At 47.4% G+C, this 13,011-nt stretch carries 10 protein-coding genes and 1 riboswitch; of the genes, 6 read left to right on the forward strand and 4 right to left on the reverse strand.

Features of this window, described 5'->3' with window-relative positions:
- Positions 1-9: 9 nt before the first annotated feature.
- Entirely contained in the window at positions 10-2,004 is a 1,995-nt protein-coding gene (locus AAKU64_RS04425; RefSeq protein WP_354329672.1) for a cation:proton antiporter domain-containing protein, read from the forward strand.
- Positions 2,005-2,083: 79 nt separating this feature from the next.
- A complete protein-coding gene (locus tag AAKU64_RS04430; protein WP_354329674.1) occupies positions 2,084-2,626 on the forward strand; it encodes an adenine phosphoribosyltransferase in 543 nt (180 codons plus the stop codon).
- 283 nt (positions 2,627-2,909) lie between these two features.
- Here the strand turns inward: AAKU64_RS04430 and AAKU64_RS04435 are convergent, their stop codons facing one another.
- Positions 2,910-4,013: an alkane 1-monooxygenase gene (locus AAKU64_RS04435; RefSeq protein WP_354361529.1), complete on the reverse strand. Its 1,104-nt coding sequence runs from the start codon at positions 4,011-4,013 to the stop codon at positions 2,910-2,912.
- A 321-nt stretch (positions 4,014-4,334) separates the two neighbouring features.
- Positions 4,335-4,413: riboswitch (S-adenosyl-L-homocysteine riboswitch) on the forward strand.
- Between the two features lie 26 nt (positions 4,414-4,439).
- On the opposite strand from AAKU64_RS04435, the gene ahcY reads away from it, so the two are divergent.
- The 3 genes from ahcY (at position 4,440) to metF (ending at position 7,162) form a co-directional block, all read left to right on the forward strand.
- A complete protein-coding gene (ahcY, locus tag AAKU64_RS04440) occupies positions 4,440-5,894 on the forward strand; it encodes an adenosylhomocysteinase (protein WP_503012573.1) in 1,455 nt (484 codons plus the stop codon).
- 99 nt (positions 5,895-5,993) lie between these two features.
- Positions 5,994-6,335 carry a phage holin family protein gene (locus AAKU64_RS04445; protein ID WP_322121166.1) on the forward strand — a complete coding sequence of 114 codons (342 nt, stop codon included), beginning with the start codon at positions 5,994-5,996 and terminating at the stop codon, positions 6,333-6,335.
- Positions 6,335-7,162, forward strand: coding sequence for a methylenetetrahydrofolate reductase [NAD(P)H] (metF, locus tag AAKU64_RS04450; RefSeq protein ID WP_354329677.1), 828 nt, complete (start codon positions 6,335-6,337; stop codon positions 7,160-7,162). Before AAKU64_RS04445 ends, metF begins: the two co-directional genes overlap by 1 nt.
- Before the next feature lie 245 nt (positions 7,163-7,407).
- Here metF and AAKU64_RS04455 read toward each other — a convergent pair whose 3' ends face one another.
- The 3 genes from AAKU64_RS04455 to AAKU64_RS04465 all read right to left on the reverse strand — a co-directional run bounded on the left by AAKU64_RS04455 (position 7,408) and on the right by AAKU64_RS04465 (position 10,466).
- Positions 7,408-9,291, reverse strand: a complete 1,884-nt coding sequence (locus tag AAKU64_RS04455; protein ID WP_354361531.1) for a M61 family metallopeptidase — start codon at positions 9,289-9,291, stop codon at positions 7,408-7,410.
- Positions 9,292-9,341: 50 nt separating this feature from the next.
- Positions 9,342-9,791, reverse strand: a complete 450-nt coding sequence (locus AAKU64_RS04460; RefSeq protein WP_354329681.1) for a DUF3429 domain-containing protein — start codon at positions 9,789-9,791, stop codon at positions 9,342-9,344.
- A gap of 549 nt (positions 9,792-10,340) precedes the next feature.
- Positions 10,341-10,466, reverse strand: coding sequence for a hypothetical protein (locus AAKU64_RS04465; RefSeq protein WP_354329683.1), 126 nt, complete (start codon positions 10,464-10,466; stop codon positions 10,341-10,343).
- A 31-nt stretch (positions 10,467-10,497) separates the two neighbouring features.
- Here AAKU64_RS04465 and AAKU64_RS04470 point away from each other — a divergent pair, with 31 nt between their 5' ends.
- Complete coding sequence (locus tag AAKU64_RS04470; protein WP_354329685.1) at positions 10,498-12,966, forward strand: PAS domain-containing sensor histidine kinase; 2,469 nt, start codon at positions 10,498-10,500, stop codon at positions 12,964-12,966.
- The last annotated feature ends 45 nt before the right edge of the window (positions 12,967-13,011 follow it).

A 13,011-nucleotide genomic window follows, 5' to 3' on the forward strand; every position in this document is an offset into this window, starting at 1 on the left:
AATGCTTGCATGACCGCACTTGACACTACCCTCCTCTTACTCGCCGCCTCCGTTCTAGGTGTCGTCGCTTTCCGTATGCTGCAATTGCCTCCGATGCTGGGTTATCTGGTGGTCGGTATTTTGATCGGCCCGTTTGGTCTGGGGCTGGCAGAAGATAGTGCGGCCACGCATGAGCTGGCCGAATTTGGCGTCGTGTTTTTAATGTTTTCCATTGGGCTGGAGTTTTCGCGCTCAAAACTGATGTCGATGCGCAGAACTGTGTTCGGGCTGGGTCTGGCGCAAGTGCTGGTCACTATTGCCAGCAGCATGGGGATTGGATTAGCAGCATCTTACTGGCTGCCTCAACATTTTAATATCAGTTGGGAAGCCGCCTTCGCGCTAGGCGGTGCGCTGGCTATGTCGTCCACCGCCATCGTTTCTAAAATGCTGACCGAAAAACTGGAGCTGGAAAGCCCGCATGGCCGACAAATTATCAGCATTTTATTGTTTCAGGATCTGGCGTTTGTCCCTTTGCTGATCCTGGTACCGGCGCTGGCATCGCATTCCAGCAATTTGTTTGAAGCTCTCGCATGGGCCAGCGGGAAAGCCGCTCTGGTCTTGTTTCTGCTGTTATTTGTTGGACAAAAACTAGTACGCGGCTGGTTTAGCATCGTCGTCAAACGCCGCTCGCAAGAACTCTTCATGCTTAATCTGTTGTTGATCACGCTAGGTGCGGCATGGCTGACTGAGCACGCGGGTTTATCCATGGCGCTGGGTGCCTTTGTCGCTGGCATGCTCATCTCAGAGACTGAATACAAGCATCAGGTCGAAGAAGACATCAAATCCTTCCGCGATGTCTTGCTAGGTTTATTTTTTATCACCATCGGCATGCTGTTAAATTTACGCCTGGTGTTTGAGCATCCGCTACTCGTTTTGATCTTGCTGCTGGGACCGGTATTGCTCAAATTTTTACTGATTACCGGTCTTGCCAAACTATTTGGCAGCACAGGCAGCGTCGCCTTGCGTACTGGTTTGGGTTTGGCACAGGCGGGAGAATTTGGCTTTGTCTTATTAAATCAGGCTGGCGGTTTGCAACTGCTTGATCCGCTGTTATTGCAATTAATACTCGCGTCAATGGTGTTGTCGATGCTGGCATCGCCTTTTATTCTGGCCAAATCTGACGCCATCGTGATGAAGTTGTCCGCTAACGAATGGATGATGCAGTCGCTGGCACTGACCCAAATCGCTGCCCGCACCATGAGCACCAAGCGGCATGTCATCGTTGCTGGTTTTGGTCGTAGCGGGCAAAGTCTGGCACGCGTATTGACTGAAGAAAATATTGATTACTACGCACTCGATCTGGACCCGGATCGCATCCGCGAAGCCCAGACTGCCGGTGCCAATGTATCGTATGGTGATGCAGCACGGCGCGAAAGTCTGATCGCCGCCGGCATCAAACGCGCCGCCTCATTGGTGATTACTTACAAAGATACTCAATCCGCATTAAAAATCTTGCATCTGGTGCAAGAACTTAATCCCAGCCTGCCAGTGATTGTACGTAGCCATGACGATAGCGACATCAATAAATTACGCGAGGCCGGTGCAACCGAGGTCGTGCCAGAACTGATGGAAGGCAGCCTGATGCTCGCCTCGCATGCCCTGGTGCAGCTTGGTGTGCCGCTGCGTCGTGTAGTACATCGGGTGCAGGCTGCGCGTGAAGAACGTTATGAATCGTTGCGCGGTTATTTCCACGGTGCCAGTGATGCCGCGGACGGACCAGAAAACATGCAAATCCGTTTGCACACGATTGTTCTGGGTGAGCACGCCAATGCCGTCGGTAACACCTTAGATAAATTAGATCTGGAGAATCTGGATGTAGATGTCACAACGGTGCGCCGTGGCAAGACGCGACTAGAACAAGATCAAGGGAAAAGCAGGGACATTATTCTGCTTGCAGGCGATGTCATTGTCGTACGAGGTACGGCAGAAGCTGTCGCTAGAGCAGAGCAACGGCTGTTAAAATAGCGAGCATTTTTCTGTTTGCTCCATCAATTGCTACTTAGGCAATTTGCATCATTCAACCCATTTAAGAAGGCAAGCTGTGATGTTCAATCCATCCGACTATATTAAAGAACATATCCGCACTGTGGAAAACTGGCCACAGCAAGGCGTTATGTTTCGTGACATCACCCCATTGCTGCAGAATCCCAAAGTATTCCGGGTGCTGATCGACATGTTCGTACATCGCTATATGGATGAAAAACTCGATGTTGTCGCTGGTCTGGATGCCCGTGGTTTTATCATCGGATCGGTGCTGGCTTATGAACTCAATCTGGGTTTTGTGCCCATCCGCAAAAAAGGCAAACTGCCCTTCCACACGGTATCCGAGCAATATGAATTGGAATACGGCAGTGCCACGGTAGAACTGCATTCCGACGCCTGCAAACCCGGTGACCGCGTCGTGCTGATCGATGATCTGATCGCCACTGGCGGCACTATGATGGCGGGTAAAAAACTGTTAGAACGTCTGGGCGCAGAAGTCATCGAAGGTGCGGTGATTGTCGATTTGCCAGAACTGGGAGGATCAAAACTGATTCAGGCCAGCGGCATGCCTTTGTACACCGTTTGTAATTTTGATGGTCATTAAGCAAATCAGGAAAATACCGGGTTGCTATTGTTGCAATCAACAATGCTGAGCAAACCGTCAACACAAAAAAGAGCCAATTAATTTGGCTCTTTTTTTACATTTAACACAAATGACAAAACTAGATCAGCCAATATACTGCACTATGTATTTTTAAGTTGTCCAGAGGATTACTGGACAATAGGCTATATTTTAAAAAATTAATGGGGAGTATATGAATTTCTTCTGCATTACCTTCCTTGTCAGCTCGCCCAAAACAAGCCCGGCCAACGCCTGCTAAAACTCATCAGACATCGGCTTGCCGTACATGCGCGGGAATCCGCGGATGAATAATCCGGAACCATAAAGGCGGACAAAACGCCAGCACCACCATCGCCCCATAACCGCCCGGTAATTGCGGTGCCTCTTCAAAATGGCGCAACTCCTGGTAGCGTCGAGATGCGTAGGCATGATGATCGGAATGCCGCGCCAGATTCATCAAAAACCAGTTCATCAAACGATAGCTGGAATTCCATGAGTGCTCTGGACGAACACGCTCATAACCGTTATCAGTGCGTTGCCGGGTCAGGCCGTAATGCTCGACGTAATTGATCGCCTCCAGCTCACAAAACGCCACGACAGCCTGGCCGACAAAAAAACACACACCAGCCCAACCAAAGAGTAAAAACGCTGCCGCAGCAAACACAGTAGATACCGCAGACCAAAGCAATACCTCATTGCGCCAGGCTGACAGTCCACGTTTTTGAAGACGATTTTTTTCGAGTCGCCAGGCATTCAGAGTGTTGTGCCAGACCGCTTGTGGAATAAAGCCATACACCGTTTGCCATAACTTGGCAGACGACGCGTCCTTAGGGGTAGATACGTTCACATGATGTCCATATACGTGCTCAATTTTAAATCCGCCATAACAGACGGAAGACAACAAGATGCCACCAACCCACTGCTCTAAGCGCGTTGGTTTATGGACCAACTCATGCGCAACGGTGATCGCCAAAATCCCCGATACGGCACCGACTGAAAAGATCCAGCCTAGCTTGCCGATCCAATTAAAATCCGTCGTCGTGAACACATGCAAACCCCACCACAGCGACAACAATTGCACCGGCAATGCAGCCAGCGCAATCCACCGATACAGAGCTATATGGCGCACGTTCTCCTCAGGCTGTGAGGTATCTTGACCAACCACATAATCGATCAGACTCAAAACCCCATACATCACAAAAAAAGGCCAGAACGCAAATAGATTCGGCATCTCCAGAGCACGACCAAATCGCCAGGCATCAAACAAAGACATCGGCACCAACAGGATCAAAAAAAAGCGCAGCGGCCAGATCCAACGCGCAATGAGCGAGGGAGATTGAGCAGGTAAAGATGGCTGTTGGGTCGTCATAGCAAAATTTTCAGTCGTCGATCAATTAAAACAATATAGCAGGTCAATTAGATTTTTGATGTTGCGATGCATCACGCATGAATAGAATGAATCAGAGGCAAAAATCCAGTGTCTTTGGATTAATACCCATCGAAATATATTCCCTCAACGCCTCCTGCGCCAAAACACAATTCTGAATCGCCGCCGACCTAGACTATAAACTGATCACCAAGCTTATCGACAATTATTTTTCTTAAAATTGTGACATCAGCACCGTCAAACTGACCCGCAACTGGCAGCGCAAAGTACAGACGTGGCATTCCAAGTGCGCTATACTTCAGCCAATCCGAGGAGCGTTGCGACGAAATCTTGCTATTTCGCCAGGCTTGGATGATCAACACTGCAACTGCGCTCACGTTACTTTTTTCACTTAGAAAGGAGGGCGTGATGAACGCCACCACCATGACTACCGCAGCCGCCACACCTGTTTCAAACTCAGCAGCAAAATCCACTCAAGACTTTTTCGTCGCCGATATCAGCTTAGCTAGCTGGGGTCGCAAAGAAATCCAGATCGCAGAAACAGAAATGCCAGGCCTGATGGCAATTCGTGAAGAATTCGCTGCCAGCCAGCCATTAAAAGGTGCGCGCATTACTGGCTCCCTGCATATGACAATCCAGACTGCGGTACTGATCGAAACGCTAAATGCACTCGGCGCACAAGTACGCTGGGCTTCCTGCAATATTTACTCCACGCAAGATCACGCTGCTGCTGCAATCGCTGCGGGTGGCACGCCGGTATTCGCATTTAAAGGCGAAAATCTGGATGAATACTGGGATTTCACACACCGTATTTTTGACTGGACTGACGGTGGTTATTCCAACATGATTTTGGATGACGGCGGCGACGCAACATTGTTGCTGCACCTCGGTACACGTGCAGAGAAAGATATTTCTGTTCTGGCAAACCCGGGGTCAGAAGAAGAAATCTGCCTCTTCAATGCCATCAAATCCAAGCTTGCAACTGATGCTACCTGGTACTCCAAACGTCTGGCAGCAATCAAAGGCGTGACAGAAGAAACGACTACTGGTGTGCACCGTTTGTACCAGATGCACAAAGAAGGCAAACTCGCCTTCCCAGCGATCAACGTCAATGATTCCGTCACTAAATCCAAGTTCGACAATTTGTACGGTTGCCGTGAATCTTTAGTCGATGGCATCAAGCGCGCAACTGACGTCATGATCGCCGGTAAGGTAGCAGTGATCGCTGGCTATGGTGACGTGGGCAAAGGTTCAGCGCAAGCAATGCGTGCACTGTCTGCACAAGTCTGGGTCACAGAAATCGATCCTATCTGTGCATTGCAAGCAGCAATGGAAGGCTATCGTGTTGTGACGATGGAATATGCAGCGGAACACGGTGATATTTTCGTGACGACGACCGGTAATTACCACGTCATCAGCCATGCTCACATGCTGAAGATGAAAGATCAGGCAATTGTCTGCAACATCGGCCACTTCGACAATGAAATCGACGTCGCCGCACTCAAGCAATACACCTGGGAAAACATCAAGCCACAAGTCGATCACGTGATCTTCCCTAGCGGTCGTCGCATTATCTTGCTGGCCGAAGGTCGTCTGGTCAATCTGGGTTGCGGCACTGGTCATCCATCGTATGTGATGAGTTCTTCTTTTGCGAATCAAACCATCGCACAAATCGAACTGTTCTTAAACAATGACAAGTATCCGGTTGGCGTCTACACATTGCCAAAACATCTGGATGAAAAAGTCGCTCGCCTGCAATTGAAAAAACTTAATGCGCAGTTGAGTGAGCTGACAGATGAGCAAGCAGCATATATCGGCGTCAGCAAAAATGGCCCTTACAAGCCAGAGCAATATCGTTATTAATCAGCAGGCTTGGTAGAATGAAAGCCCATCTCCCGCTTTAGGGGGGAGGGGCATTTACCGCAGTATTTCCCTCTCAAACGCCATCACACTGGAGAACCCATGCGCCTGCTAGCCACCTGGATCATCAACGGCCTCGCCTTACTTGCCCTACCCTACCTTATGCACTCGGTGTCGATTGACAGCTTTGTTACCGCACTGATTGTTGCCTTGGTATTGGGTTTTGTGAATGCCATCATCCGCCCTATTCTGCTGATTTTGACACTGCCAGTCACTGTGCTGACGCTTGGCCTGTTCATCTTCATCATCAATGGTCTGATGTTCTGGGGTGTCGCCAATTTAGTTGATGGTTTCCATGTCGCTGGTTTCTGGTCAGCTGTGGGTGGCGCATTGTTATATAGCGTGATCTCTTGGACGCTCTCCACCTTACTGTTTAAAAAATAATGTCTGAGCACAATTTTAGTATCGAATTTTTCCCGCCCAAAACAGCGGAAGGCGCAGAAAAATTGCGTGTTACACGTGCCAAACTGGCAGAGTTGCAACCTAAATATTTCTCAGTCACCTTTGGCGCTGGCGGTACCACGCAACAAGGTACGCTGGATACAGTGATCGATATACGCAAAGAAGGTTATGCAGCAGCACCACATCTGTCTTGCGTCGGCGGCACCCGCGATTCTATCCGCGATATTCTCAAACAATATCAGGCCAATGACATCCATCGTCTGGTCGCCTTACGTGGCGATTTACCCAGCGGTTATGGTGCAGCAGGTGAGTTCCGTTATGCCAATGAGTTGGTGGAATTTATTCGTGCAGAAACCGGTGACTGGTTCCATATCGAAGTTGCCGCTTATCCAGAAATGCACCCTCAAGCACGCTCGCCACAAGATGATTTGCAAAGTTTTGTGCGCAAGATGAACGCTGGTGCAAATGCGGCGATCACCCAATATTTTTACAATCCTGATGCCTACTTTCAGTTTGTAGAACTGGCACAAAAAGCGGGTGTCACCGCACCGATCGTAGCTGGCATCATGCCAATTACGAACAGCAGCCAGCTGATGCGATTCTCAGAAATGTGCGGCGCAGAAATCCCACGTTGGGTACGCTTAAAACTAGCCAGCTTCGGCGATGACACGGCCTCGATTAAAGCCTTTGGCCTGGATGTGGTAACGAACTTGTGCGAACGCTTGCTGGCGGGCGGTGCACCTGGCTTGCATTTTTATTCGCTAAATCAAGCAGCGGCGACTACAGCGATTTGGCAGCGTTTAGTGTAGTCATTTCAACGCAGAAATGAGCTCACTAGCAGCTTGATAACAGTCGCTATTGACAGCTCTGGCGTGTGAGATCGCAGTCAAACATAAAAATCAAGCAGTAAACTCTTTAGAATTTTATGGGGCAAAGAAAATAAGTATTTAATGGGAGTATCCATAAAATAAAGGCAGATGTCCAATTAAGTTATGGACATCTGCCTTAGTAATTAAGGTACTACCACCTAGTATCTTATATCAAGCCTCAGAAATTAAGCCTTCACTACACGCTGATAGCTGGGTCGTTTTGTCTGCAATACAGCTTTGCTGTGCTCTTCCAAAGCCAGTGCTAAGGCTGGTACATCATCTGACTGCAACTTGGCCTGGACCAGCATTAGCTCGTCACGGCGGAACACATGCAATTGCACGGTGTCGCCGACGCTGTAGCGACTCAATGCATTCGTCAGACCATCTGCGGCATCGGCGGCGCTGACCCGCAAACCGTTGATGGCGATCAGCACATCTCCTGCGGACAATCCTGCACGGTGTGCAGCGCGACCTTCGTATACATTAACTAGTTTGCAGTCATTGCCGTCTTTGCCGGTACGTACACCCAGCACTGGTTTGACTATTTTTGCAGACTTGCTGCCATCGTTGAGGACGACCCCAAAATCTTCAAATAATTTAGATAGCGGCAAATCTTCCGTACCGCGCACGTAACGATCTAAGAAGCGCTTGGCATTGATGCCAGTTGCTTGTTGTATGATCGCCTCAATCTCGTTTTCGCCCAGACCTTGTTGCTGACCTAACGCTGTCTTTTGATAGAAATCACGTCCAAATTTTTGCCATAGTGCGCGCATCAAATCGTCCAGCGATTTTTTCCCCGCAGTCTCGATACGGATTGTCAGATCGAGTGCCAGTCCGACCAGTGAGCCTTTGGTGTAATAGCTGACAATCGCGTTGGGTGAATTCTCATCCTGGCGATAATATTTGGTCCAGGCATCAAAACTAGATTCGGCCACGCTTTGTTTTTTACGACCCGATCCTCGCATGACCATGTTGATGGTTTTAGAAACCAGCTTAAAGTAACTAGCCTCGCTGATTAAGCCAGAACGTACCAACATCAGATCATCGTAATAGCTGGTAAAACCCTCAAACAGCCATAGCAGGCTGGTGTAATTTTCTTGCCTTAAATCGTAGTGGGCAAATGCTGCGGGCTTAATACGTTTGACATTCCAAGTATGGAAATATTCATGACTGCACAGACCCAAAAAGTTCTGGTAGCCATCAGTTATTTCGGTCTGGTGCTTAGCTGGCAAATCGCTACGATTACAAATCAGCGCAGTCGATGCGCGATGCTCAAGACCGCCATAACCGTCACCCACAGCCATGGTCATAAACACATAGCGATCCATCGGTGCACGTTTGGTCTTGGGCTCAAAAAAAGCAATTTGAGTTTCGCAGATTTTTTTTACGTCTGCGGTGATGCGTTGCAAATCGATATTGGGTACGGTGCCTGTCACGACAAAATCATGCGGCACACCATGCGCCTCAAAACTCGCCAAAGCAAAATTGCCCATCTCTACCGGATGATCAATCAGCTCGTCATAGTTGGCGGCGATATAAGTGCCAAAGCCGTAGCGTTTTGCTTTTAATTCAGGCAGCGATGTGGCAACGCGCCAGGTCTTGCAAGCGGCATCATCAGCGCGCTGGATGTCCACAATATGCGGCGACATCTCTTGTCCCAGCACCTGCAAAAATACGCTAGTGCCGTTGTAAAAACCATGTTGCTGATCCAGATGCGCTGCACGGACCGACAAATCCCATGCATAGACCTCGTACTCCAAGGTCAAGACGCCATCACAGGCAGCGGCTTGCCATGTATGTTTGTCGAGTTTTTTGACGGCAATTTTTTTACCTGCGCTATGTGCTTGCAGTTGCACAATATTGCGCGAGAATTCACGCACCATATAGCTACCGGGTATCCAGGCGGGTAACATCACAATCTGCCCCGCAGGATCAGGCTGACTTATTTGTAGGCTGACTTGGTATAGATGACCAGCTAAATCTTTGGGGACAATGCTGTACTTGATTGCGCTTGCTGATGTGGACTCTTTATTCTTCACAACGATCCTATTTTTAATTATATTTCTCATACGCATTATTCCCCCTGACATCGCTACTGGTTTTGTCGCCACTTATTTTTTCAGCGTACATTTGCCGCAATAAAAGTAAAAGCGAGTGCGGCAACCACAACGCCCGTTAATTTTAAGCGTAATGCGATAAACCATATGGGTAGTTCATAACGAAGATAGAGCTGCTTGTCGAACTGATAGGCGACCACAAAACCAATAATTTGTACTAAAAAACCAACGCCAACGTTAACCATAGAACACCAGGCAATCATGGAAGGGATAACGCCCCACAACAAAGCTTTGCGGGTATCTGCAGGATTTAAATTTTTCGACATTAAAGCAATGCCCCAGTGTAAACCGCCCAAAAAAGACAAAATCGCAACGCCATAAGATAGCTGAGCTTTGATGAAATAACCCAACCAGTCAGGATGCACAATCCAGCATGCCAAGCTTAACAAACAAAAGGGAATGAGCCCGGCGAAACCCAGTTTGTTCACAAGCTGCTTGTTCGGAATATCCATTTTTTGCGTTCTTCTTTAGTTTTTTTGTCAGCATTTATCAATGCTGCTGTTACGGCAATACTCGGATTACCTATCAATTACCATTAGCCGATATTTTATGAGGAATCGCCGACATTAGATATATTTGGCCATAGGCATAAGAAAGAAATTAGTCAGCTTTTTTTAAAAACAACTAATTCAATCTTAAAAATACCGAATGTCGTCCTTTTTAGGTATATTGATGATTCGATCAGCGAGAAAAATATCCCATTAAATAATCTCTGCGGTCTTAGCTCAGACTGTCTAATTCTAGGCAAAAATGGCCCTACTCAACAATCCAGGCATGCTCCACACGCGCTGTAAAATTTTATGGCAAACGAGGCTCGTCACATCCTGGACGGCAAAACTTATACTGTGTTTTATTTTTTTTGCGTTGTACTCACATCACACTGAGGCAACTGAAGTCAACCCAAGCATTATGTTAACTTTAGGCAAATACGCCCATCTCAATGCCAAGATTGACAGCTTACCAAGTCTAAAAAATCTCGGGTCAACGCCACTATTCTCGACTCAAAATTCCGCTACTGGCGCGACCAAACCAAGCACTGACAGCGTGGATAGCGCCTTAACTAACAGCAATTCTAGCCCCCACAAAGTTCCATCAATTGCGGACTCGCCACCGCTTTTTTTCAGCATCACAGTGCCGTTAATGGTTGGCTTTTTAGTGATGCTTATTTTGCTTCTATTTGTGCTGCAAACTAAAAAACGCAGCCAACGAGAACTACAAAAAAGTGAGCGCAATTATCGTGAGCTATTCAACTTTAGTAGTGAGGCGATTGTTATCCGAGACATGGAAACCGGTAAGTTAATTGATGTCAACCACCGCTTTACTGAGCTATATGGATTTGCAGCAGAAGACGTAGCCGCGCTCAACATCAAAAATACCAGTTCTGATGTCGCACCATATACAGAAGCAGAAGCGGTCTACTGGTTAGCAAAAGCGATTAATGAAGGTCCGCAATTATTTGAATGGCACGCCAAACATGCCGATGGTCATCTGTTTTGGGTAGAGGTGTCATTACACATAGAAGAGCTGGAAGGAAAGCAGCGATCAGTGGCTTCCGCCAGAGATATTACCGAGCGCAAACTCGCTGTTGCCCGCGCTAACGCCATAGAGCAACAAATGCAGCGGACCTATAAAAATCTACCGATTGCCTTATTCACTATTGATAAGAACCATAAGGTGACGCAATGGAACACCTTGCTGGAGCAAATGACAAACACCAACGCGAACGAGATTGTCGGATCAGATCACACATGGCGAGGTTTTTATCTTGAGCCAAGGCCTTGCCTGGCTGACTTTGTGCTGAATAATGCGACGATGGATGAGATCCAAACACATTATAAGAACCCAGTTTTGCACAGCAAAGTCGTGATCGGTGGCATCGAAACGGAAGCTTTTTTAAAGCTGATTGACGTTGTTGGTGATACTGGAAAATGGCTACAGTTCACCGCGGTGCCTTTGTTGGATGAAGATGGTCAGATGATTGGCGCCTTAGAAACGCTAACCGATATGACCGAGCGCAAACTAGCTGAAATCGCCTTGCGTAATAGCGAGGCGACATACAGAACCCTGATAGATCACGCGCCGGAGGCGATGCTGGTTTTAGACGCTGACAAGAATCGCTTTATCGATGTCAATCGTAATGCCCTACAACTTTTTCGCTACCAGCACGCAGATTTGCTAAAGCTTAGCCCGATCAAACTCGTCTCGACTAAAGATAATGACGGAAAGGATCTGACGAGTACGATTGTCGGCTATTTTAATGAATCATTGATTGGGCCAGACCTTCGTTTTGAATTGAAGTGCGTGCGCTCTGATGGTACAAAATTCCCATGTGAGCTACATCTGGTGAGGCTGCCAAGTCCGCAAAATACACGACTCATCCGTTGCAATATCACTGATATCACAGAACGTAAAGCTGCCGAAGAAGCGATTTTAAAAGAGCGGAATTTTCTCGAAGCCTTATTAGACGCAATGCCAATCCCCATTTTCTATAAAAATAAAGATGGTATCTATCTGGGTTGTAATGACGCGTTCATCACGATGACGGGACTCACCCGTGAAAAAATTATTAATAAAAAAATGACTGACTGGCTAGAGCCGAACCGAGTCAAGCTGTATGAGGAGAAAGATCAAGAGCTATACCAGAAGTATGAAAAACAAGTTTTCCAATTACACCTTGACGACTATTTTAATGAAGTTAAACATGTGATCTTTCACCGTGCAGTGTATAAAAACCAATTCGGTATTGTTGATGGAATGATCGGTGCAATTTTAGATATTACTGAACTAGAAAAAACCAAAATCGCATTAGAACAATTAAACCTTGCGCTGGAGAGTCGTGTACTAGAACGCACCGAAGAATTACAGCAAGCGATGAAGCATTTAATCCAGTCTGAAAAGCTCGCGGCGCTGGGGAATCTGGTTGCAGGCATTGCTCATGAACTGAATACACCGATCGGCAATATCGTCACAATCGCATCCACCCTCAAAGACGAAACCAGTAGCTTTTTAGATAAACTCAATGGCGGTGGATTACGAAAAAGTGAGGCAATACAGTCTGCCACACTCATGCATGAAGCTGGCAAGATGATAGAACACAATGCAATTCGTAGCGCCAAGCTAATTTCTGATTTCAAGCAAGTCGCAGTGGATCAATCGAGTGCCCGGCGCCGTTCGTTTGATCTGGAATCAACAGTGCAAGAAGTGATGACAACACTGCTGCCAATGCTAAAGCGCACGAGTCATGTCGTCGAGATCGATATCCCGGAAAAAATTCAACTTGATAGTTACCCTGGCCCGATAGAACAGATCATTACTAATTTGACTTCCAACTCTTTACTGCATGGATTTGAGCATATAGAAAAAGGACATATTTCAATTAAAGCGCAATTGCTGAATGAAGAAATTATATTGGATTATCAAGATAACGGACATGGCATGACGGCAGAAACTCAGGTGCATTTGTTTGATCCATTTTTTACGACCAAGCTAGGACAAGGCGGCAGTGGACTAGGACTTTATATTGTCTACAACCTGGTAACGGGTGTGCTAGGTGGGCGCATCAGCATCCATAGCAGTCTGGACACGGGTGCGCACTTCACGCTGTGCTTGCCACAAAAGGCGCCATAAAATTCCCGGCGCCAACTCCAGGAATGCAATCGCTATCAGCAAAGC

Origin of the sequence: Undibacterium sp. GrIS 1.8 (assembly GCF_040544445.1) — a bacterium.
Taxonomy (GTDB): domain Bacteria; phylum Pseudomonadota; class Gammaproteobacteria; order Burkholderiales; family Burkholderiaceae_D; genus Undibacterium.

Excerpts from the sequence above, each read along its gene's own strand:
- AAKU64_RS04445 (WP_322121166.1), top strand. The coding sequence starts at position 5,994 with ATGCGCCTGCTAGCCACCTGGATCATCAACGGCCTCGCCTTACTTGCC.
- AAKU64_RS04430 (WP_354329674.1), top strand. The coding sequence starts at position 2,084 with ATGTTCAATCCATCCGACTATATTAAAGAACATATCCGCACTGTGGAA.
- AAKU64_RS04470 (WP_354329685.1), top strand. The coding sequence starts at position 10,498 with ATGCTTATTTTGCTTCTATTTGTGCTGCAAACTAAAAAACGCAGCCAA.
- AAKU64_RS04460 (WP_354329681.1), bottom strand. The coding sequence starts at position 9,791 with ATGGATATTCCGAACAAGCAGCTTGTGAACAAACTGGGTTTCGCCGGG.
- AAKU64_RS04455 (WP_354361531.1), bottom strand. The coding sequence starts at position 9,291 with ATGAGAAATATAATTAAAAATAGGATCGTTGTGAAGAATAAAGAGTCC.
- AAKU64_RS04425 (WP_354329672.1), top strand. The coding sequence starts at position 10 with ATGACCGCACTTGACACTACCCTCCTCTTACTCGCCGCCTCCGTTCTA.
- AAKU64_RS04435 (WP_354361529.1), bottom strand. The coding sequence starts at position 4,013 with ATGACGACCCAACAGCCATCTTTACCTGCTCAATCTCCCTCGCTCATT.
- ahcY (WP_503012573.1), top strand. The coding sequence starts at position 4,440 with ATGAACGCCACCACCATGACTACCGCAGCCGCCACACCTGTTTCAAAC.
- AAKU64_RS04465 (WP_354329683.1), bottom strand. The coding sequence starts at position 10,466 with ATGCTGAAAAAAAGCGGTGGCGAGTCCGCAATTGATGGAACTTTGTGG.
- metF (WP_354329677.1), top strand. The coding sequence starts at position 6,335 with ATGTCTGAGCACAATTTTAGTATCGAATTTTTCCCGCCCAAAACAGCG.